This window comes from Burkholderia latens (assembly GCF_001718795.1).
In the GTDB taxonomy this organism is placed as follows: Bacteria; Pseudomonadota; Gammaproteobacteria; order Burkholderiales; family Burkholderiaceae; genus Burkholderia; species Burkholderia latens_A.
On record NZ_CP013435.1, the window covers coordinates 1,100,788 to 1,120,181 of the forward strand.

The 19,394-nt window shown below is 67.9% G+C and carries 21 protein-coding genes and 2 tRNA genes; 7 read left to right on the top strand and 16 right to left on the bottom strand.

Annotated elements, in window-relative coordinates; translation table 11 throughout:
* Positions 1-37: 37 nt before the first annotated feature.
* Positions 38-550 carry an acyl-CoA thioesterase gene (locus WK25_RS05165; RefSeq protein ID WP_040143730.1) on the top strand — a complete coding sequence of 171 codons (513 nt, stop codon included), beginning with the start codon at positions 38-40 and terminating at the stop codon, positions 548-550.
* A 44-nt stretch (positions 551-594) separates the two neighbouring features.
* On the opposite strand, the gene fumC is transcribed toward WK25_RS05165, so the two are convergent.
* The 3 genes from fumC to WK25_RS05180 all read right to left on the bottom strand — a co-directional run bounded on the left by fumC (position 595) and on the right by WK25_RS05180 (position 3,878).
* The gene (fumC, locus tag WK25_RS05170) at positions 595-1,989 is read right to left on the bottom strand and encodes a class II fumarate hydratase (protein WP_040143731.1); all 1,395 of its coding nucleotides are present in this window, start codon (positions 1,987-1,989) and stop codon (positions 595-597) included.
* A 141-nt stretch (positions 1,990-2,130) separates the two neighbouring features.
* Positions 2,131-3,519 carry a multidrug efflux MATE transporter NorM gene (gene norM / locus WK25_RS05175; RefSeq protein WP_040143732.1) on the bottom strand — a complete coding sequence of 463 codons (1,389 nt, stop codon included), beginning with the start codon at positions 3,517-3,519 and terminating at the stop codon, positions 2,131-2,133.
* Between the two features lie 140 nt (positions 3,520-3,659).
* Complete coding sequence (locus WK25_RS05180) at positions 3,660-3,878, bottom strand: RNA-binding S4 domain-containing protein (protein WP_006753074.1); 219 nt, start codon at positions 3,876-3,878, stop codon at positions 3,660-3,662.
* Between the two features lie 276 nt (positions 3,879-4,154).
* Between WK25_RS05180 and WK25_RS05185 the strand changes: the two genes are divergently transcribed.
* Positions 4,155-4,556 (top strand): hypothetical protein, encoded by a 402-nt coding sequence (locus WK25_RS05185; RefSeq protein WP_040143733.1) that lies wholly within the window; start codon positions 4,155-4,157, stop codon positions 4,554-4,556.
* Between the two features lie 117 nt (positions 4,557-4,673).
* Here WK25_RS05185 and WK25_RS05190 read toward each other — a convergent pair whose 3' ends face one another.
* The 8 genes from WK25_RS05190 to fdxA form a co-directional block, all read right to left on the bottom strand.
* Positions 4,674-5,447: a DUF4088 family protein gene (locus tag WK25_RS05190; RefSeq protein ID WP_040143734.1), complete on the bottom strand. Its 774-nt coding sequence runs from the start codon at positions 5,445-5,447 to the stop codon at positions 4,674-4,676.
* Positions 5,448-5,607: 160 nt separating this feature from the next.
* Positions 5,608-5,946 carry an AzlD domain-containing protein gene (locus WK25_RS05195; protein ID WP_040143735.1) on the bottom strand — a complete coding sequence of 113 codons (339 nt, stop codon included), beginning with the start codon at positions 5,944-5,946 and terminating at the stop codon, positions 5,608-5,610.
* Positions 5,943-6,716 (bottom strand): AzlC family ABC transporter permease, encoded by a 774-nt coding sequence (locus WK25_RS05200; protein ID WP_040143736.1) that lies wholly within the window; start codon positions 6,714-6,716, stop codon positions 5,943-5,945. Before WK25_RS05200 ends, WK25_RS05195 begins: the two co-directional genes overlap by 4 nt.
* A 121-nt stretch (positions 6,717-6,837) precedes the next feature.
* Entirely contained in the window at positions 6,838-7,740 is a 903-nt protein-coding gene (locus tag WK25_RS05205; protein WP_069241126.1) for an AraC family transcriptional regulator, read from the bottom strand.
* A 60-nt stretch (positions 7,741-7,800) separates the two neighbouring features.
* Entirely contained in the window at positions 7,801-8,286 is a 486-nt protein-coding gene (locus WK25_RS05210; protein ID WP_059543797.1) for a CreA family protein, read from the bottom strand.
* A gap of 107 nt (positions 8,287-8,393) precedes the next feature.
* Positions 8,394-8,469: transfer RNA gene (locus WK25_RS05215), tRNA-Asn, on the bottom strand.
* A 73-nt stretch (positions 8,470-8,542) separates the two neighbouring features.
* A tRNA-Asn gene (locus WK25_RS05220) sits at positions 8,543-8,618 on the bottom strand.
* Between the two features lie 104 nt (positions 8,619-8,722).
* Complete coding sequence (gene fdxA, locus WK25_RS05225; RefSeq protein ID WP_009688972.1) at positions 8,723-9,046, bottom strand: ferredoxin FdxA; 324 nt, start codon at positions 9,044-9,046, stop codon at positions 8,723-8,725.
* Between the two features lie 267 nt (positions 9,047-9,313).
* On the opposite strand from fdxA, the gene pncB reads away from it, so the two are divergent.
* From pncB to WK25_RS05250, 5 genes are all read left to right on the top strand, one after another.
* Complete coding sequence (pncB, locus tag WK25_RS05230) at positions 9,314-10,513, top strand: nicotinate phosphoribosyltransferase (RefSeq protein ID WP_040143739.1); 1,200 nt, start codon at positions 9,314-9,316, stop codon at positions 10,511-10,513.
* Positions 10,514-10,600: 87 nt separating this feature from the next.
* The gene (locus tag WK25_RS05235; RefSeq protein ID WP_069241127.1) at positions 10,601-11,263 is read left to right on the top strand and encodes a LutC/YkgG family protein; all 663 of its coding nucleotides are present in this window, start codon (positions 10,601-10,603) and stop codon (positions 11,261-11,263) included.
* Between the two features lie 43 nt (positions 11,264-11,306).
* A complete protein-coding gene (locus WK25_RS05240; protein WP_069241128.1) occupies positions 11,307-12,734 on the top strand; it encodes a sodium:proton antiporter in 1,428 nt (475 codons plus the stop codon).
* A gap of 81 nt (positions 12,735-12,815) precedes the next feature.
* A complete protein-coding gene (locus tag WK25_RS05245) occupies positions 12,816-13,805 on the top strand; it encodes a 2-hydroxyacid dehydrogenase (RefSeq protein ID WP_040144907.1) in 990 nt (329 codons plus the stop codon).
* Positions 13,802-15,277: a DNA recombination protein RmuC gene (locus tag WK25_RS05250; protein WP_059543792.1), complete on the top strand. Its 1,476-nt coding sequence runs from the start codon at positions 13,802-13,804 to the stop codon at positions 15,275-15,277. The genes WK25_RS05245 and WK25_RS05250 overlap by 4 nt, the downstream gene beginning before the upstream one ends.
* Before the next feature lie 98 nt (positions 15,278-15,375).
* Here the strand turns inward: WK25_RS05250 and WK25_RS05255 are convergent, their stop codons facing one another.
* The 5 genes from WK25_RS05255 to moaA form a co-directional block, all read right to left on the bottom strand.
* Positions 15,376-15,861, bottom strand: coding sequence for a GNAT family N-acetyltransferase (locus WK25_RS05255; RefSeq protein ID WP_069241129.1), 486 nt, complete (start codon positions 15,859-15,861; stop codon positions 15,376-15,378).
* Positions 15,858-16,133 (bottom strand): hypothetical protein, encoded by a 276-nt coding sequence (locus WK25_RS05260; RefSeq protein WP_006476519.1) that lies wholly within the window; start codon positions 16,131-16,133, stop codon positions 15,858-15,860. Before WK25_RS05260 ends, WK25_RS05255 begins: the two co-directional genes overlap by 4 nt.
* Positions 16,134-16,170: 37 nt before the next feature.
* The gene (gene glp / locus WK25_RS05265) at positions 16,171-17,463 is read right to left on the bottom strand and encodes a gephyrin-like molybdotransferase Glp (RefSeq protein WP_069241130.1); all 1,293 of its coding nucleotides are present in this window, start codon (positions 17,461-17,463) and stop codon (positions 16,171-16,173) included.
* A 105-nt stretch (positions 17,464-17,568) separates the two neighbouring features.
* Positions 17,569-18,186, bottom strand: a complete 618-nt coding sequence (mobA, locus tag WK25_RS05270; protein WP_069241131.1) for a molybdenum cofactor guanylyltransferase MobA — start codon at positions 18,184-18,186, stop codon at positions 17,569-17,571.
* Positions 18,187-18,214: 28 nt separating this feature from the next.
* A complete protein-coding gene (gene moaA, locus WK25_RS05275; protein WP_040143746.1) occupies positions 18,215-19,327 on the bottom strand; it encodes a GTP 3',8-cyclase MoaA in 1,113 nt (370 codons plus the stop codon).
* Between the last annotated feature and the right edge of the window lie 67 nt (positions 19,328-19,394).

Consider the following 19,394-nt stretch of genomic DNA (forward strand, 5'->3'; position numbering starts at 1 on the left):
GCCGATCGCAGTACGCACGCTGCCTGGAGCTCACAAGATGTCCCACCCGTCCCCCGTACCGGCTGCCCTCGACCGCACCGAAACCGTATTCCGCTTTCTCGCCGAGCCGTCGTCGGTCAACTTCGGCGGGAAGGTGCATGGCGGCGCGTTGATGAAGTGGATCGACGAGGTCGCGTATGCGTGTGCGGCCGTCTGGTCGAGCCGCTATTGCGTGACGGTCAGCGTCGGCAACATCCGGTTCCAGCGCCCGATCCTCGTCGGCAATCTGGTCGAGCTGAAGGCGCGCGTCGTCGCGACGGGCCGCACCAGCATGCACATCCACGTGTCGGTGCACGCCGGCGACCCGAAGGGCGGCGTGCTGCGCCAGACCACCGACTGCCTCGTCGTGTTCGTCGCGGTGGACGAAAACGGCAACCCGGTGCCGGTGCCGCCGTTCGTGCCCGAAACCGATGAGCAAAAGGTGCTCGCGAAGTATGCGGCCGACGTGCGCGCCGCGCTCGACAAGATCGTCGAGATGAAACCCGAGGAAGTCGCGAAAGGCACGGTCTGACGGCAGCGGGCGCCGTGCCCGCGCCGCCATCGCATCGTATCCGTCTACCGCGATCCGATCATCTGCTCCGGTCGCACCCATGCATCGAATTCCGCCTCGGTCAGGTAGCCGAGCGCGAGCGCGGCGGCCTTCAGCGTCGTGCCTTCCTTGTGCGCTTTCTTCGCGATCTGCGCGGCCTTGTCGTAGCCGATGTGCGGATTGAGCGCCGTCACGAGCATCAGCGATTCGTTCAGCAGAAGGTCGATGCGCGCGCGGTTCGGCTCGATGCCCACCGCGCAGTGGTCGTTGAAGCTCTGCGCGCCGTCGGCGAGGAGACGCACCGACTGCAGCACGTTGTGCGCGATCATCGGCCGGAATACGTTCAACTCGAAGTTGCCGCTCGCGCCGCCGACGTTCACCGCGACGTCGTTGCCGAACACCTGGCAGCACAGCATCGTCACGGCCTCCGACTGCGTCGGGTTCACCTTGCCCGGCATGATCGAGCTGCCCGGTTCGTTCTCCGGAATCGACAGTTCTCCGAGCCCGCAGCGCGGCCCGCTCGCGAGCCAGCGGACGTCGTTCGCGATCTTCATCAGGCCGGCTGCGACCGTCTTCAGCGCACCGTGCGCGAACACCAGCGCGTCGGCGGCCGCCATCACCTCGAACTTGCTCGGCGCGGTCACGAACGGCAGCTTCGTCAGCCGGCCGATCTCGTCGGCCACGCGCACTGCGAATTCCGGATGCGCGTTCAGCCCGGTGCCGACCGCAGTGCCGCCGAGCGCGAGCTCGTACAGGTGCGGCAGCGCCGATTCGACGTGCCGGATGCCGTGGTCGAGCTGCGCGACATAGCCGGAAAATTCCTGCCCGAGCGTGAGCGGCGTCGCGTCCTGCAGGTGCGTGCGGCCGATCTTCACGATGTCGGCGAAGGCCTTCGATTTCGCGTCGAGCGTTGCGCGCAGTGTGCGCAGCGCGGGCAGCAGATGGTTGACGATCGCGTATGCGGCTGCGACGTGCATCGCGGTCGGGAACACATCGTTCGACGACTGGCCGCGGTTCACGTCGTCGTTCGGATGAACCTTGCGCGCCTCGCCGCGTTCGCCGCCGAGCAGCTCGCTTGCGCGGTTCGCGATCACCTCGTTCAGGTTCATGTTGGTCTGCGTGCCGGAGCCTGTCTGCCATACCGCGAGCGGAAATTCGCGCGGATGCTTGCCGGCGATGATCTCGTCGGCCGCGTCGATGATCGCGCGCGCCTTGTCGTCGGCGAGCACGCCCAGCGACTGGTTCACGGCGGCCGCGGCGCGCTTCACGATCGCGAGCGCATGGATCAGCTCGGGCGACTGCTTCTCGGTCGAGATCCGGAAATTCTGCAGCGAGCGCTCGGTCTGCGCGCCCCAGAGCCGGTCGGCCGGCACGGCGATCTCGCCGAACGTGTCGCGTTCCATCCGAACTGCTTCGTTCATGATGCACTCCTCCAGGAAATGGGAAAGGCCGCGCGTCGCGCGGCGTCTGGCGTATCGTGAGGCAGTTGCGCCGCTCGCGCGGCGTCGTGGGTCTTCAATCGACAAGCATAGCGCCGGCGGGGATTTCCCGTCGTGTCGCGCTCAGCGCGCGGACGCGATGAGCGACGCGGTCTTCATGTGGAAGCGACAGGCCATCAGCACGGCGACACTCGCGAGGCCGGCCGCGAGCCCCCACCACAGGCCGCGCGCGCCGAGGCCCGCATGGAACGCCAGCCAGTAACCGGTCGGGAAGCCGATGCCCCAGTAGCCGAAGGTCGCTGCGAGCATCGGGATGCGCGTGTCGCGCAGCCCGCGCAGTGCGCCCGAGCCGACCGTCTGCATCCCGTCGACGATCTGGAACACTGCGGCGATGCCGAGCAGCGATGCGGCGAGCGACACGGTCGCCGCATTGGCCGGGTCATCGAGTTGCAGGTACAGGCCGACGATCGCATGCGGCGCGACGATCAGCACGAGGCCCGACAGCGACATGAACGCGATCCCGAGGCCCAGCGCGACGAAGCCCGCATGGCGTGCGGCGACCGGCTGGCCGGCGCCGACCCAGTAGCCGACCCGCACGTTCGCGGCCTGGCCGATCGCGAGCGGCACCATGAACGCGACCGATGCGACGTTCAGCGCGATCTGGTGCGCGGCGAGCGACGTCGCGCCGAGCACGCCGACGGTCAGGCCCGTCGCGAGAAAGAGCGTCGATTCGACCCCATACGTGATTGCCACCGGCCAGCCAATGCCGATCAGCTCGCCCATCAGCGGCAGCTTCGGACGTGCGGCGGTCACGAAATGGCGGAACCGCTGGCGCCCGTGCAGCAGCCAGATCAGTGCGAGCGCAGTGAGCCAGATCGTGATGGTCGTCGCCACCGCGGAGCCGAGGAAGCCGAGCCGCGGCAGGCCGAATGCACCGTGGATCAGCCCGTAGTTCAGCACGGCGTTGATCCCGACGCCGCCGATCGACACCCACAGCAGCCGCCGCGCGGCGCCGATGGCGGGCAGGAACGCGCGCATCAGCCCGACGCCGATCAGGCTGCCGAGCGCCGCGAAGCGCAGGATGCCGGTGTACTCGCCGACATGATGCGCAAGCGTGGGCGGCTCGTGGAACATCAGCAGGATCGGTTCGGACAGCGACAGCGCGACGATGGCCGGAATCGCGAGCAGCACCGACAGCACGAAGCCCGTCCAGTAGATGTGCGGCACGCGGTGTTCGGCCTGCGCGCCGCGCGCATGCGCGACGCTCACGCTGATCGACGACAGCACGCCCTGCAGCACGGTCACGATGACGAAGAAGAAGTTCGCGCCGAGGCCGCCGGCCGCGAGCGAATCGGGGCCGAGCGAGCCGAGCAGCACCGTGTCGGTGACGCTCATCGCCATCTGCGAGAGCTGCGCGATCGCGAGCGGTGCGGCGAGGCGCGCGGTATCGGCGGCATGAGTGGACAGGGACGGCGGCGCGGCGGCCGTCCGCGTAAGACCGGAATGCGACATGGAATGGGCGCTCGCGCGGGTGCGGCCCCGCGCTGTCTGTATTTATTTTGAGAGACGGCTAGCTTACGGCTTTATTCGAACGGTGTCGAACGCGCGCGGCGATGGCCATGTCGCGGGCAGGGGAACGCTACGTGCTTCGGCTATGCGTCGTGTACCGCGATTCGCGTATCGCCGAACAGCACGACCTGGCCCGCGCGGATCTTGCACGTTTTACGCAGTTCGACCACGCCGTCGACTTTCACCGCGCCGGACGCGACGAACATCTTCGCGGTGCCGCCGCTATCCGCGAGGCCAGTGATTTTCAGAAGGTTGTGCAGCTCGACGTATTCGCCGGTGAGCGTGAAATCCAGATTGGGCATGACGAGGGAGGCGCGCGACGCGCGGAAGGAATCGCTCCGCATCATACGGCACTGCGGGCCGGCACGCGAGCGCGGCCGCGCGCACGCTCGCGCCGCGGTTGTTAAGGAGTGTGATTGATACGTCAGCAAATGAAACGGTGGGTAACAGTCTGAGAGATTCGAGAACCGACCGTGCGAGCGGCCGGTCTTTCGTCGTACCCGCTGCGTGTTGCGGCGGGGGACGCGACGGAGCGCATCGATGCGCTGCGCGCGCACAACTTCTTGAGGAGGATAGTCATGTCCAAGATTCGTACGATGCTGATCGGTGCCGCGCTGACGGCGTTCGCCACTTCGGCTGCATTTGCGCAGACCGGCGCCGCAACGCAGGGCAGCGCGGGTGCAGGCATGCAGACGCAGACGCCCGCGGCTGGCGCAGGCGCAGGCATGCAAGGCGGCGCCGGCGCGAATACGTCGGGCACGGCGGGCGCCGCGACCGATGCGGTCGGCACGGCAGCGGATGGCGCGAAGGATACGGCCGCGTCGTCCGTCCACTCGGCGAAGAAGCACACCAAGCATGCGGCGAAGTCGGCCAAGCACCATGTCGGCTCGACGAAGTCGAAGGTCGGCGACGAGGCGGCCGAAGGCGGTGCGTCGACCGGCGTGCAGGGCGGTGCGTCCGCGTCGGGCGCGACGCAGTAAGCGGTGCGCGATCGCCGCGCAACGCCCGTGCCTGGCGGCGCGTCGTGACGGCGATCGATCGACGGCCCGGTTCGCTGCACGCGAACCGGGCCGTTCTTCATGCGCGGCGGCGGGCCGTCATGGCCGGCGCTGCTCCGTCCCCGGTGCCGGCGCGGCCCGCGTGACCGGTGCGAACACGCTGCGCAGCCATGCCGCGAGGCGCGCGAACACGTCGTACGGTTCGTCGACGAAGATCTCGGGTTTCAGCAGCCGCAGATATTCCATGATCTGCTGCGCTTCCTGTTTCTGGAATGAACCGTGCGCGAGCCCGAGCCGCAGCAGCCCGCGCAGTTCGCCGAGTTTGTCGCGCGCGGCGCTGCCGACGCTCATCTCGCACGCGAGCTTTGCCTCGTAGATGCGCTGGCGCAGCGATTCCGCGAGCCGCCACGCGGGCGTCTGCATCATTTCCTCGAGCGCCTGGATGTCTTGCACCGCGCTTTTGATTTGCGCGGCGAGCGGGTCGACGAGCGACGGGTCGCCCTGCGCTTCGGCGACAATCGCCTTGGCCCAGTCGCGGCACGCCTTCGCGAGTTCGTCCGGCGTCCATTCGGAACGCGACGCAAAGCCGAAGCCGAATTCGCCGGCCTGCCGCATCAGGATCGCGACGACGTCGGGAAATTCCTTGTCGAGGGTGCGCTTCGCCCATGCGTACTGGCCGCCCTCGAGCATTCGCTGCACGGCGTGCTCGGTCAGCGGCACCATGTTGTCGAGCAGCTTGGCGCGCAGGAAATCCTCGAACGACGGCGTCGCGAACTGCGGGTCGAGTTTCAGCGATACGCGCACGAATGCGTCGTAGTCCTTGCGCAGGGACGCAAGCGTGTCGTCCTTCAGGGAAAGCGTGATCTGGCCCATGAATCGTCTCGATGGCGGCCCGCGCGGCCGGCGCGCCGAACCGCGCACCGGTGCGGGCGCAGCGTCGACGAACCGGTTCGCGCCGAGGCCGATGGCGGGTCTTCATGCGTGATATCGGCCCGCCGCACGGAAACTTGAGCGCGGAGCGGCGCAGCCCTGCTCAGGCCGCCAGCCAGTGCGGCATCACGATCCCTTGCCAGAAGAAGAACACCGCGAGCCCGACCGCGATCGTCACAAGCGGCCGGCGTGTCGTCGCGGACACGAGCACCGCGGCGAGCGCGCCGACGAGCTGGGGATTGCGCAACGACAGTTCGGCCGTCCCGCCGTGCGGCGAGACGGTCATCGGCACGATGATTGCGGTCAGCACGGTGACCGGCACGAAGCCGAGTGCGGTTCGCACGAGCGGCGGGAACGTGAGCCGCTCGCCGAACAGGAAGAGGGTCGTCCGGATCGCGTAGGTGATCGCGGCCATTCCGAGGATCAGCAGCGCGTAGCTCACGATGCGGTCTCCGTGCGGGAGCCGGCGCGCGAACGTCCGTGCAGCAGCGTGAGCGCGACGCCGACCAGCACGCCGGCCGCGACCGCGCCGAGCAGCCCGAGCTTGTACGGCCATCCCTGCCAGAAATACGCGAGCGTGCCGGCTGTCGCGGCGGCCGCCAGATAGCGGAGCGTGCGCAGTTGCGGGACCACGATCGCGATGAAGGTTGCCGCCATCGCGAAATCGAGGCCGAGCGACTGAAGGCCCGGGAATGCCGCGCCGAAACCGAGGCCAGCGAGCGTCCAGACCTGCCAGTTCAGGTACATCGCGAGGCCCGAGCCGAAAAAGTAGTGCGGGCCGATCGAACCGGGCGGGAAGTGCCGGTAGTGCGCGTAGGCGACCGCGAACACTTCGTCGGTCAGTAGCGCGCCGAGCGTCGCGCGCCAGCGCAGCGGCAGGTGCGCGACGTACGGCGCGAGGGTCGCGCTGTACAGCAGGTGGCGCACGTTCACGATCAGCGTCGTCGCGAGCACGACGACGAAGCTCGCGCTGCCGGCGATCAACCCGACCGCGATGAACTGCGCGGAGCCGGCGAACACCGCGAGCGACATCAGCGCGCCGTGCCAGGCGGCAAGCGGGCCGCCACCGACGAGCGTGCCGAAGATCACGCCGAACGGCGCGGCGCCGATCATCATCGGGATCGTGTCGCGGGCGCCGTCGAGCCATTCGTCGAGCGGCCGGCGCGGCGGGGGGGAAGAGTCGGGTACAGGGTTCAAGGGGCGCTTCTCCATGTGACGGAGGATAGCGGGCTGTCGCCGTGGCGGCTTGTATGTTCTTGCGCCCGCCGCGTATCGCGCCGCAAGCCGCGTGCCGGCGCCGTGCATGGACGAAGGCCGTGACGGAGCGCGCGCGTCAGCGCGCCTGCCAGCGGCCGGGCGGTACGCCGAACATCCGTTTGAAATGCCGGGTGAAGTGACTCTGGTCGACGAAGCCGCTGGCCGCGGCGACGTCGGCGACCGGTACGCCGGCGCGCAGCGGCGCCAGCGCGCGCTGCAGCCGCAGCTGGTTGCGCCACGCATGCGGCGGCATGCCGGTCGTGCGGGTGAAGAGTCGCGCCGCATGAAACGGCGACAGGCCGGCGGCCTGCGCAACGTCGTCGAGGGTGACCGGGCTCGTGAGGTCGGCTGCGAGCCGCTCGCGCATCGCCTCGACGCGCGGCTCGTCGGCCGCGACCCGCGCCGGCCGCAGCCGCGCGTCGGCATGGCGCGCGATCAGCGTCGACAGCGCGTCGAGCATTGCCGTTTCTGCGGCGAGCGGATCGTACACGCGCAGCTCGGTGGTTGCGGCCACGTCGCCGGGTGGTTGCGCGTGTGCGCGGCCGGGCCGCATGCATTCGCTGCCTGCTTCCATCATCCGGTGCGCAAGCGCGAGCCGTGCCGCGAGATCGGTGTCGCGGATCACGCCGGACGGAAACCATGGCGCATCTTGCGGTCGACCAGCGATCGCGCTCGCGAGCGCACGGATGAAGTCGACCGGCACGTAACTGACGCGATAGCACCAGCCTTCGTCGGTCGCACGCGAGCCGGTGTGCACTTCACCGGGATTGATCACGGGCACGGTGCCCGTTTCGGCGACATGGCCGGTCCCGCGATAGGTGTAGCGTTCCGCGCCCTCGAGGATCACGGGGATCGTGTATGCGTCGTGCCAGTGCGGCGCGAACGAATGGTTTCGATAGGTGGCCGTGAGCAGATCCGCATCCGGCAGCAGCGGTGTGCGCCAGTAGCGTGCGGCGTCGGGAAGGCGGGCGGCGGACATGGTCGGGCGCGGGGGCGGTCGAGTCGACAGTGTATCGTTCGCGTGCCCGGCGAGTCGCGCTTACTTGACCGGAATTGTCGTGCCGGCCGGCATCGGCACGGCGGTCACGGCGTTCTTCGGGCTGCCGCTGACGATGCGGTCGCTGTAGGTCAGGTAGACGAGCGTGTTGCGCTTCTTGTCGACCACGCGCACGACGTGCAGCGTCTTGAAGATGAACGACATGCGCTCGCTGAATACGTCGGTCTGCTGCTTCAGCGGTTCCTTGAAGCTGAGCGGGCCGACCTGCCGGCATGCGATTGATGCTTCGCTCGGATCCTCGGCGACGCCGAGCGTGCCCTTGATTCCGCCGGTGCGCGCACGCGACACGTAACAGGTGACGCCCGTCACGAGCGGATCGTCGTACGCTTCGACGACCACGCGGTCGGAGCCCGTCACGCGGAAATGGGTGTTGACGCTGCCGACTTCCTCCGCATGCGCGAGCGGCGCTGCGGCCACGGCGGAGAGGAGAAGGGCGATGGGTGCGGCGGAAAAAAGGCGGTGCTTCATCGACGGGACCGGAGGCGAATGCAGGACAGAAACTCTAGCATGCGCGGCGGTTGCCAACAGGTGCCGGAAAAACAAAAGGCCCGTCGAATGACGGGCCTTTTGCTGTCTGGCTCCCCGACCTGGGCTCGAACCAGGGACCTACGGATTAACAGTCCGGCGCTCTACCGACTGAGCTATCGGGGAATAAATCGGTACATCTGCGTGTGTTTGGTCACCAACAAAAATCCCGCTTACCAGCAACGGGCTTTTGTGTTTTTGGCTCCCCGACCTGGGCTCGAACCAGGGACCTACGGATTAACAGTCCGGCGCTCTACCGACTGAGCTATCGGGGAACAAACAACAACAGCAGAGAAACGAGATTGTATGGAGCGTTGGCTAACCTGTCAACACCTTTGAGCGGCGACGTACAAAAAATTTTACGACGCCGCGGGCGCGATCAGCGCTCGAGCAGGTGCAGCTTGTCCTGCACGTCCTTCCACTCGTCCGCGTCGGCCGGTGCCGGCTTGGTCTTCGTGATCGACGGCCAGTTCTTCGCCAGCTCAGCGTTCAATGCAGTGAACTGCTGCTGGTCGCCGGGAACGTCTTCTTCGGCATAGATCGCGTTCGTCGGGCACTCGGCGACGCACACGGCGCAGTCGATGCACTCGTCCGGATCGATGGCGAGAAAGTTGGGACCTTCACGGAAGCAATCCACCGGGCACACATCCACGCAATCCGTGTATTTGCACTTGATGCAGCCTTCGGTCACAACGTGAGTCATTAAAACGCTCCTGCTTGGCGGTATATATGGGGTGGCGTTTGCGCCAAAAGCGGCATTGTAACTGAAGCGCAAAACCCGCATCGCGTGGTCGGCTTTCCGGCTTATATCGTTTCGTGATTAGTTTATGGGGCGGTGGCGGCGCGTCGTGTGCAGCGGACAGGCCGGCGGTTTCACGATGGTCGGGCCCGCATTCGGGTAACATGGCCGGCAGACCGGGCGGCGCGCGGTGCGCCGTGGCCGTGTCACGATATTGGCGGTGCCGCAATCATGATCATCACTTCGCTGCTCGACACGGATCTCTACAAGTTCACGATGATGCAGGTCGTCCTGCATCACTTTCCTGCCGCAAACGTCGAGTACCGCTTCCGGTGCCGCACGCCCGGCGTCGATCTCGTGCCGTACATCGACGAGATCCGCGACGAGGTGCGCGGACTGTGCTCGTTGCGCTTCACCGACGTCGAGCTCGACTACCTGCGGCGCATGCGCTTCATCAAGAGCGATTTCGTCGAGTTCCTCGCGCTGTTCCACCTGAACGAGAAGTACATCTCGATCACGCCTTCGCCGAAGGGCAACGGCGAGATCGACATCGTGATCGAGGGGCCGTGGCTGCACACGATCCTTTTCGAGATCCCGGTGCTTGCGATCGTCAACGAGGTCTACTTCCGCAACACGCAGCGCGAGCCCGACTACCGCGAGGGCCGCGAACGGCTGCGCGAGAAGATCAAGCTGCTCGGCGCGAAACCCGAGTTCGCCGATTGCAAGATCGCCGACTACGGCACGCGCCGGCGCTTCTCGAAGGTGTGGCACGAGGAGGTCGCGCTCACGCTGCGCGACGGGCTCGGGCCGCAGTTCGCGGGCACGAGCAACGTGTTCTATGCGATGAAGCACGGCCTGACGCCGCTCGGCACGATGGCGCACGAATACCTGCAGGCGTGTCAGGCGCTCGGCCCGCGGCTGCGCGATTCGCAAACCTACGGTTTCGAGATGTGGGCGAAGGAGTATCGCGGCGACCTCGGAATCGCGCTGTCCGACGTGTACGGGATGGATGCGTTCCTGAACGACTTCGACATGTACTTCTGCAAGCTGTTCGACGGCGCGCGCCACGATTCGGGCGACCCGTTCGAGTGGGGCGAGCGCATGCTGCGCCACTACGAGGCAAATCGCTGCGATCCGCGCACCAAGGTACTCGTGTTCTCCGACGCGCTGGACATCCCGAAAGTCATGCAGTTGTACGAACGGTTCCGCAACCGCTGCAAGCTCGCGTTCGGCGTCGGCACCAACCTGACGAACGACCTCGGCTACGTGCCGCTGCAGATCGTGATCAAGATGGTCCGCTGCAACGGACAGCCGGTTGCGAAGCTGTCGGATTCGCCCGGCAAGAGCATGTGCGACGACAAGGCGTATCTCGCGTACCTGCGCCAGGTGTTCGGCATCGCGCAGCCGGCCGAGGAAGACGCGTCGAAGTAAGCGCCGGCCGTTCGGCTGAGGGTGTGTGGCGGCGGGGGCGGCCGGTATAATCCGACGTATCGCACGCCACCGTCACGAGGACCGTTCATGGACACTTCCGCTGCCCGTCGCCAGATCCTCGCGCGCATTCGCGCCGCGCAAGGGCGCGCGGCCGAACCCGATGCAGCGGAGCGCGACGGCGTCGCCGACTATCTCGCCCGTCATCCCGAAGGGCCGCGCCCGCCCGTGCCCGCCGATCTCGTCGCGGCGTTCGTCGACGAAGCGGGGCGCCTGTCGACCACGGTCGACGAAGTCGCGACGCTGGCCGACGTGCCTGCCGCCGCCGCCCGTTATCTTGCCGCTCATGGTCTGCCGATGCAGGCCGTCGCGTGGCGCACGCTGGCCGAGCTCGACTGGGCCGGCGCCGGCCTGTCGGTAGAATGCCGCAAGCCGCGCGACGGCGATCTGGTCGGCGTGACCGGCTGCTTCTGCGCGACCGCCGAAACGGGGTCGCTGGTGCTGCTGTCCGGCCCCGACACCTATGCATCGGCCGGCCTGTTGCCGGAGACGCATATCGCGATCGTGCCGGCGTCGCGCATCCTGGCCGGCCATGAAGACGCATTCGCGCTGATTCGCGCGGAGCGCGGGCAACTGCCGCGTGCGGTCAACTTCGTATCGGGCCCGTCGCGCACGGGCGACATCGAACAGACCATCGTGCTCGGCGCCCACGGCCCGTACCGCGTTCACGCGATCATCGTGCGCGGCGCATGACGCGCCCGCTGCCTTTCCTCTTACTCGCACAAGGAAGTTCTGCATGAAACGACATGCCGCCTGGGCGGGCATGGCGTCGGGAGCCGCGCTTGGCGTCGCGCCCGCGCTCGCATCGGCCGCCACGCTCGACGGTGCCACGCTGTCCGCACTCTGGGGCATCCCGTTCGCCGGGATCCTGCTATCGATCGCCGTGTTTCCGCTCGTCGCGCCGGTGTTCTGGCATCACCACTTCGGCAAGATTGCCGCGGCGTGGGCGATCGCATTCCTCGTGCCGTTCGCGGCCGCGTTCGGCACAGGCGCCGCGTTCGGCACGCTCGTGCACGCGCTGCTCGAAGAGTACATCCCGTTCATCGTGCTGCTGACCGCGCTGTATACGGTCGCCGGCGGCATCTGCGTGAACGGCAACCTGCACGGCACGCCGAAGCTGAACACCGCGATTCTCGCGCTCGGCACGCTGCTCGCGAGCGTGATGGGGACGACCGGCGCCGCAATGCTGCTGATCCGGCCGCTGCTGCGTGCGAACGACAACCGCAAGCACGTCGTGCACGTCGTGATTTTCTTCATCTTCCTCGTCGCAAACGCGGGCGGCTCGCTGTCGCCGCTTGGCGATCCGCCGCTGTTCCTCGGCTTCCTGAACGGCGTGAGCTTCTTCTGGACGACCACGCACCTGGCGCTGCCGATGCTGTTCATCTGTGCGGTGCTGCTGACGCTGTTCTTCGCGGTCGATACGTACTTCTACCGGAAGGGCGATGAGCGGCCGGCCGCGCTCGACCCGACACCCGACGACACCGCGCTGTCGATCGACGGCAAGATCAACTTCGTGCTGCTCGCGGCCGTGATCGGCCTCGTGCTGATGAGCGGCATCTGGAAACCGGACGTCGCGTTCGACGTGTGGGGCACGCACGTCGCGCTGCAGAACCTCGTGCGCGACGTCGCGCTCGTCGTCGTCGCACTCGTGTCGCTCGCGCTGACGCCGCGTTCGGCGCGCGACGGCAACGCATTCAACTGGGCGCCGATCGAGGAAGTCGCGAAGCTGTTCGCGGGCATCTTCGTGACGATTGCGCCGGTGATCGTGATTTTGCGAGCGGGCGCCGACGGTGCGTTCGCGCAGGTCGTCCATCTCGTGACGGGGCCCGACGGCAAGCCGATCGATGCGATGTACTTCTGGGCGACCGGCCTGCTGTCGTCGTTCCTCGACAACGCGCCGACCTATCTCGTGTTCTTCAACCTCGCGGGCGGCGACGCACAAGCGCTGATGACGACGGGTGCGACGACGCTCGCCGCAATTTCCGCGGGGGCGGTGTTCATGGGCGCGAACAGCTACATCGGCAATGCGCCGAACTTCATGGTGAAGGCGATCGCGGAATCGCGCGGCGTGAAGATGCCGAGCTTCTTCGCGTATCTCGGCTGGGCGCTCGTGATACTGGTGCCGGTATTCCTGCTGACGTCGTGGATCTTCTTCACGGCGTAGGCTGACGATTTTCAACCAAGCGCGGGTGGATCCGGCGGCGCACGTCGCGCCGCGCTCCGGCCGCGGCATGCGGAGATGGCGATGCAAAAGATCCTGGTCGCACGTCCGATTTTTCCGGACGTGATCGAACGGCTCGAGCAGTATTTCGAAGTCGACTGGAACAACGGCGATGCGCTCGGCCCCGACGCGCTCGCCGCGCGTCTCGCCGACAAGGACGGTGCGCTGACGGCCGGCGACCCGGTCGGCGCGGCCGTGCTCGCGGCGGCACCGCGCCTGCGCGTCGTGTCGAACATGGCGGTCGGCTACAACAATTTCGACATGGCTGCGTTCAATGCAGCGAATGTGCTGGGCACCAACACGCCGGACGTGCTGAACGAATCGACCGCCGATTTCGGCTGGGCGTTGATGATGGCCGCCGCGCGCCGAATCGCCGAATCCGAGCACTGGCTGCGCGCTGGCCACTGGCAGAAGTGGGCGTACGACGGCTTTCTCGGCAACGACATTTACGGCTCGACGCTCGGCGTGATCGGTATGGGGCGCATCGGCCAGGCGCTCGCACGCCGCGCACGCGGCTTCGGGATGCAGGTGATCTATCACAACCGCTCGCGCGTCGCGCCGGAGATCGAAGCCGAGTTGAATGCCGAATACGTGTCGAAGGACGCGCTGCTCGCGCGCGCCGATCACGTCGTGCTGGTGTTGCCGTACACGAAGGAGAACCATCACACGATCGGCGCGGCCGAGCTCGCGAAGATGAAGCCCACCGCGACGCTGACCAACATCGCGCGCGGCGGCATCGTCGACGACGCGGCGCTCGCCGCCGCACTGCGCGACGGGCAGATCGCCGCGGCCGGCCTCGACGTGTACGAAGGCGAGCCGAGCGTGCATCCGGCGCTGCTCGAGGTGCCGAACGTGGTGCTGACGCCGCACATCGCGAGCGCGACCGAGAAGACGCGCCGCGCGATGGCAAACCTCGCGGCCGACAACCTGATTGCCGCGCTCGGCGAAGGGCCGCGCGCGGGGCGGCCGCCGAATCCGATCAACCCTGACGTGATCGGGAAGCCGCGCGCATGACGACGACGTTGTTGCTGGCGGCGGTCGTCGTGCTGGCCGTCGCGCTCGCGGTGGCGATCGTCGCGATCATGCGCGGCGGCCGTCACGACGATGCCGTTGTGCTCGGCGACCAGATCGAGGACGCCGCGCACGCGCAGGCGCTGGCGCTGGAGCGACTCGAACGCGAGTTGCGCGGCGAGATCGTCGAGAACGCCCGCGGCTCGCGCACCGAGCTGGCCGGTAATTTCTCGCAGCTTCAGCAGACGCTCGCGACGCAGCTGACGAGCATCGCGACCGTGCAGAACAACCAGATCGACGGTTTCGCGCAGCAGCTCGGCAAGCTCGTCGCCGCGAACGCGCAGCAGTTCGATGCGATGCGCGAGAGCGCGCAGCGCCAGGCGCAGCAGGCGCGCGACGAGCAAACCGTCGCACTGCGCCTGTTCGGCGACACGCTGAACAGGCAGCTCACGCAATTGACGGAGGCGAACGATCGGCGGATCGGTGAAGTGCGCGCGACGCTCGAGCAGCGGCTGAAGGAAATCGAGACGAACAACGCGGCGAAGCTCGAGGAAATGCGCCGCACCGTCGACGAGAAGCTGCATGCGACGCTCGAGCAGCGGCTCGGCGAATCGTTCAAGCTCGTGTCCGACCGGCTCGAACAGGTGCACCGCGGACTCGGCGAGATGCAGACGCTCGCGGCCGGTGTCGGCGATCTGAAGAAGGTGCTGACGAACGTGAAGACACGCGGCACGTGGGGCGAGGTGCAGCTCGAGGCGCTGCTCGAACAGATGCTGACGCCCGATCAGTATGCGAAGAACGTCGCGACGGTGCCCAAGAGCGGCGAACGCGTCGAATTCGCGATTCGGCTGCCGGGGCGCGACGCAGGTACGCGCGATGCGCCGCCGGTATGGCTGCCGATTGATGCGAAGTTCCCGCGCGAGGACTACGAGCGGCTGATCGATGCGCAGGAGCGCGCCGATTCGGTCGCGGTCGAGGAAGCCGCCCGGGCGCTCGAAGCGCGCGTGCGGATGGAGGCGCGCACGATCGCCGAGAAGTACGTCGCGCCGCCGCACACGACCGATTTCGCGTTGCTGTTCTTGCCGACCGAAGGACTGTATGCGGAGATCCTGCGCCGTCCGGGGCTGACCGACCTGCTGCAGCGCGACTACCGGGTGACGGTGGCCGGGCCGACCACGCTGACCGCGCTGTTGAACAGCTTGCAGATGGGCTTCCGTACGCTCGCGATCGAGCAGCGCTCGAGCGAGGTGTGGCAGGTGCTCGGCGCGGTGAAGACCGAGTTTGGCAAGTTCGGCGACGTGCTTGCGCGCACGAAAGCGCAACTCGAAACGGTCACGCGCTCGATCGAGGCGGCCGAGCAGCGCACTCGCGTGATGAACCGCAAGCTGAAGCAGGTCGAGGCGTTGCCGGGCGAGACGGCGGCCGGGCTGCTCGGCGCGGACGCCGCGGATGGCGCCGATGCCGACGACGCATGACGCAGCGCGTGTGCGGCCGAAATCGGCGGGAATAAAAAACGGGCGCCGCGGCGCCCGTCTCGTTTTGCAGCGGTGCCGGCGTCGTAGCCGGCCGGCGTTCAGTGTGCGGCGAGCGCATCCAGCGCATCGCCGGTGACTCGCACGATGCGCCACTCGGGCAGCACGGTAGCGCCCATCTTCTCGTAGAAGTCGATCGCGGGCGTGTTCCAGTCGAGTACCGACCATTCGAAGCGGCCGCAGCGGCGCTCGACGGCCAGTGCTGCGAGGTGCCGCAGCATCGCGGTGCCGAGCCCCGAGCCGCGTTGCGACGGCTGCACGTACAGATCCTCGAGATACAGGCCGCGACGCCCGAGGAACGTCGAATAGTTGTGGAAAAACAGCGCGTACGCGACCACCGCGCCGTCGCGCTCGGCCACCAGCGCTTCGGCGGCGGGGTGCGCGCCGAACACCGCGTCGGCAAGATCGGCGTCGGTGGCGACGAACAGGTGCGTGAGCTTCTCGAACTCGGCCAGCTCGCGCATCAGCGCGAGAATCGCGCCTACGTCGCGTAGTTCCGCCGCGCGGATCAGCGGCACGTTGCTCACGCTTCCTCCGGCGGATCGGACAGCACGATCTCGATGCCGCCGAAGCGCGACGCGACCCAGTTGTATGCGTGGCAGGCGATCCACAGCAGCACGAAACCGAGGATCGCGTTCAGCAGCAGAGCGCTCAGGATCGTGCTCAATTCGACCATTCCGTAGCGGATGTACGCGACCAGGATGCCGAGCAGCACGATCGGCACGCTGAACGTCAGGTAGACGAGGATCAGCGCCTTCGCGGTCTGCCCCGCGGCGATCGACGAGATTTGTTTCTTCATGTGCGGATTGCCCCCGTAGAGATATACCGATTGGAATTCAGATCAGGCCGTCGAGCGGCAGGATGTCGACCCGGGCGCCCGCGTCGACTGCCGCAGTATCGTGGCCCAGGACGATGAAGCAGTTCGCGGCTGCAAGGCCGCTCAGCGATGCGGAGCTCTGCGAGCCGGTCGGCGCGACGTGCCACTCGCCGTCCGCCGCGCGCGTCGCGATCGCGCGCAGGTATTCGGTGCGGCCCGCGCGCTTCTTCAGCGCCTGCGTACTGCGGGCCGGATACATCGCCGGCGGCGCTGCGTGCGCGCCGGCAAGCGTCAGCAGCGCGGGGCGCACGATAGCGTAGAACGTCACGGCGGACGCGACTGGATTGCCGGGCAACCCGAAGAACAACACATGGCCGGCATGGCCGGCGCGCGCGAGCGTGCCGGCGGCAAGCGGCCGGCCGGGCCGCAATGCGAGGCTCGCGAATGTCACGTCGCCGAGCCGCGCCATCACGTCGCGCGTGAAGTCGGCTTCGCCGACCGACACGCCGCCCGACGTGATCACTGCGTCGGCGTGGGCCGCGACGGCGTCGCGCAGCGCGCGCTCGAGTGCGGCCGGATCGTCGCGGACGATCCCGAAATCGAGTGCGTCGACGTGCAGCCGTTCGAGCATCGCGATCAGCATCCCCCGATTGCTGTCGTACAGCGCGCCGCGGTCGAGCGGCTCGCCGGGTTCGCGCAGTTCGTCGCCGGTCGAGAACACGGCGACGCGTATACGACGGCGCACCGTGACCTCGCGCAGGCCGAACGACGCGAGCAGCCCGAGATCGGACGGGCGCAGGATGCGGCCGGCGGGGAGCGCGCACGCGCCGCGCGCGAGATCCTCGCCGGCCCGGCGGCAGTTTGCGCCGCGCGCGACATCGCGCGGCGCGAAGCGGACAACGTCCCCGTCCACGTGCACGCGTTCTTGCGGAATGACCGTGTCGCAACCTGCCGGCATCGGCGCACCGGTCATGATGCGGACGCATGCGCCGGGCGGGACCGCCGCGTCGAACGGATGGCCGGCATACGCGGCGCCGGCGATCGTCAGCGCGATGTCGGCTGCCGCCGCGAGCGCCGCGGCGTCGCCGTCGAACGCATAGCCGTCCATCGCCGAGTTGTCGTACGCGGGAATGTCGAACGGCGCGTTCACGTCGGACGCGAGCACGCGGTCCAGCGCATCATGCAGCGACACGGTCTCGCACGCGTCGACCGGCGCTGCGAATCGGCACGCGAGCGCTTGCGCGTCAGCGAGCGACAGCGGGGCTGCGGAATCGGGTGCGGTTCGGGAGGCGGGCGAGGAGTGCGTGATCATCAGTGGGACTGCGCTGCAAGGCGTATCGGGTTCGTGGCCGGTGGCGCGACGACGGCGCCCGAGCGCGCAGGCGCATGCGGCGGGCGGGAACGGTGCCGCAGGCCGTCAGCGGCGGGCAAGCGCAGCGAGTTCCTGCCAGGAGTTGGCATTGTAAAACGCACGCTCGTCGCGAAACTCGACTTCGACCGTCTTGTGGCGTGCGTACCACGCACGGACCTTGCGTTCTCCGGTCGCGAGCGCGGCGGCGAGGTCGTCGGCGAGCGACGTCCGCAGCAGCGCGCAAGTCGGTTGCGGCGAGCGCGCTCGCTGTGCGTCGACGGTCACCGCCATCGCGATATCGGCGTGCTGCGCGTCGAGCGCCGCGCGCAGCCGCACGACGAAATCGGTGGGCAAATAGGGCGTGTCGCATGGCGCGCACGCGACGAGCGGTGCCCGTGCCGCGCGCATCCCGGCGAGCAGGCCCGCGAGCGGGCCGGGGAAATCGGGCGTCTCGTCCGCGACGATGCGCGCGTCGAACGGCGCGCCGAGCTCGGCGTACCGATCGGCGTTGCGATTCGCGCTGATCAGCGTTTCGTCGACCTGCGGCGCGAGCCGCCGCAGCACGTGCAGCGCGAGCGGCGTGCCGTCGAGCAGTTGCAGGCCCTTGTCGGCGCCATCCATGCGCGTCGCGCGGCCGCCCGCGAGCAGCAGGGCGGCGACGGAAGGCGAGACGGAAGCGGACATCGCGGGAAGTCCGGGGAGCCGGCGCGCGTCAGCCGCCGATGTACGACATTTCGACGCGCTTGCCCGCGCCGTCGGCCGCGGCATCGGCGGCCGTGCTGCCGCGCAGCTGCGAATAGCGGTCGGTGCGGGCCTGCCAGATCCGGGCGATCGCGGTCGCGATCTCGGCGTCGCTCGCGCCGCCGCGCACCAGCGCGCGCAGGTCGTGCCCGGTCGATGCAAACAGGCACAGGTACAGCTTGCCTTCGGTCGACAGCCGCGCGCGCGTGCAGTCGCCGCAGAATGCCCGCGTGACGCTCGAGATTACGCCGATCTCGCCGCCGCCGTCCGCATAGCCCCAGCGCTGCGCGGTTTCGGCCGCCGTGTGCGGCTCGAGCGCTACGAGCGGGAACCGCTCGGCGATCCGCGCGATGACGTCCGCGGACGGCAGCACTTCGGTCATGTTCCACCCGTTCGACGTGCCGACGTCCATGTATTCGATGAAACGCAGGATCACGCCGGTGCCACGGAAGCGTTCGGCCATCGGCAGGATCTCGCCGTCGTTGGTGCCGCGCTTCACGACCATGTTGACCTTGACCGGCGCCAAGCCCGCAGCCTGCGCTGCGAAGATGCCGTCGAGCACGTCGGCGCTCGCGAAGTCGGCGTCGTTCATGCGCTTGAACAGCGCGTCGTCGAGTGCGTCGAGACTGACCGTCACGCGCGTGAGGCCGGCGTCCTTCAGCGCGCGAGCCTTGCGCGCGAGCAGCGAGCCGTTGGTGGTCAGCGTCAGGTCGAGCGGACGGCCGTCGTGGGTTGTCAGGCGTGCGAGGCGTTCGATCAGGAATTCGAGGTTCTTGCGCAGCAGCGGCTCGCCGCCGGTGATTCGGATCTTTTCGACGCCGTGTGCGACGAACAGCCGTGCCACCCGCTCGATTTCTTCGTGCGTGAGCAGCGCGCTGTGCGGCAGGAACGGATAATTCTTGTCGAACACGTCGCGTGGCATGCAGTACACGCAGCGGAAGTTGCAGCGGTCCGTCACCGAGATGCGCAGGTCACGCAGCGGCCGGGCGAACCTGTCGGCCAGGGCGCCGTCGGGCGCGTGCGCGACGCCGGAGACATCCGGCATCCCGCTGACGTCGGTGAGAGGAATGATGCGTCGGGACATGTTGGAGGAAGTGCGAGCCAGATCTCTATTCTAGCCGCAAGCGGCTGGCCGGGCCGGCGGGCGCAAA

Excerpts from the sequence above, each read along its gene's own strand:
- WK25_RS05235 (WP_069241127.1), top strand. The coding sequence starts at position 10,601 with ATGGACACTTCCGCTGCCCGTCGCCAGATCCTCGCGCGCATTCGCGCC.
- WK25_RS05180 (WP_006753074.1), bottom strand. The coding sequence starts at position 3,878 with ATGCCCAATCTGGATTTCACGCTCACCGGCGAATACGTCGAGCTGCAC.
- fdxA (WP_009688972.1), bottom strand. The coding sequence starts at position 9,046 with ATGACTCACGTTGTGACCGAAGGCTGCATCAAGTGCAAATACACGGAT.
- glp (WP_069241130.1), bottom strand. The coding sequence starts at position 17,463 with ATGATCACGCACTCCTCGCCCGCCTCCCGAACCGCACCCGATTCCGCA.
- WK25_RS05250 (WP_059543792.1), top strand. The coding sequence starts at position 13,802 with ATGACGACGACGTTGTTGCTGGCGGCGGTCGTCGTGCTGGCCGTCGCG.
- WK25_RS05210 (WP_059543797.1), bottom strand. The coding sequence starts at position 8,286 with ATGAAGCACCGCCTTTTTTCCGCCGCACCCATCGCCCTTCTCCTCTCC.
- WK25_RS05260 (WP_006476519.1), bottom strand. The coding sequence starts at position 16,133 with ATGAAGAAACAAATCTCGTCGATCGCCGCGGGGCAGACCGCGAAGGCG.
- WK25_RS05190 (WP_040143734.1), bottom strand. The coding sequence starts at position 5,447 with ATGGGCCAGATCACGCTTTCCCTGAAGGACGACACGCTTGCGTCCCTG.
- WK25_RS05165 (WP_040143730.1), top strand. The coding sequence starts at position 38 with ATGTCCCACCCGTCCCCCGTACCGGCTGCCCTCGACCGCACCGAAACC.
- fumC (WP_040143731.1), bottom strand. The coding sequence starts at position 1,989 with ATGAACGAAGCAGTTCGGATGGAACGCGACACGTTCGGCGAGATCGCC.
- WK25_RS05200 (WP_040143736.1), bottom strand. The coding sequence starts at position 6,716 with ATGGAGAAGCGCCCCTTGAACCCTGTACCCGACTCTTCCCCCCCGCCG.
- WK25_RS05240 (WP_069241128.1), top strand. The coding sequence starts at position 11,307 with ATGAAACGACATGCCGCCTGGGCGGGCATGGCGTCGGGAGCCGCGCTT.
- norM (WP_040143732.1), bottom strand. The coding sequence starts at position 3,519 with ATGTCGCATTCCGGTCTTACGCGGACGGCCGCCGCGCCGCCGTCCCTG.
- mobA (WP_069241131.1), bottom strand. The coding sequence starts at position 18,186 with ATGTCCGCTTCCGTCTCGCCTTCCGTCGCCGCCCTGCTGCTCGCGGGC.
- WK25_RS05245 (WP_040144907.1), top strand. The coding sequence starts at position 12,816 with ATGCAAAAGATCCTGGTCGCACGTCCGATTTTTCCGGACGTGATCGAA.
- WK25_RS05205 (WP_069241126.1), bottom strand. The coding sequence starts at position 7,740 with ATGTCCGCCGCCCGCCTTCCCGACGCCGCACGCTACTGGCGCACACCG.
- WK25_RS05185 (WP_040143733.1), top strand. The coding sequence starts at position 4,155 with ATGTCCAAGATTCGTACGATGCTGATCGGTGCCGCGCTGACGGCGTTC.
- moaA (WP_040143746.1), bottom strand. The coding sequence starts at position 19,327 with ATGTCCCGACGCATCATTCCTCTCACCGACGTCAGCGGGATGCCGGAT.
- pncB (WP_040143739.1), top strand. The coding sequence starts at position 9,314 with ATGATCATCACTTCGCTGCTCGACACGGATCTCTACAAGTTCACGATG.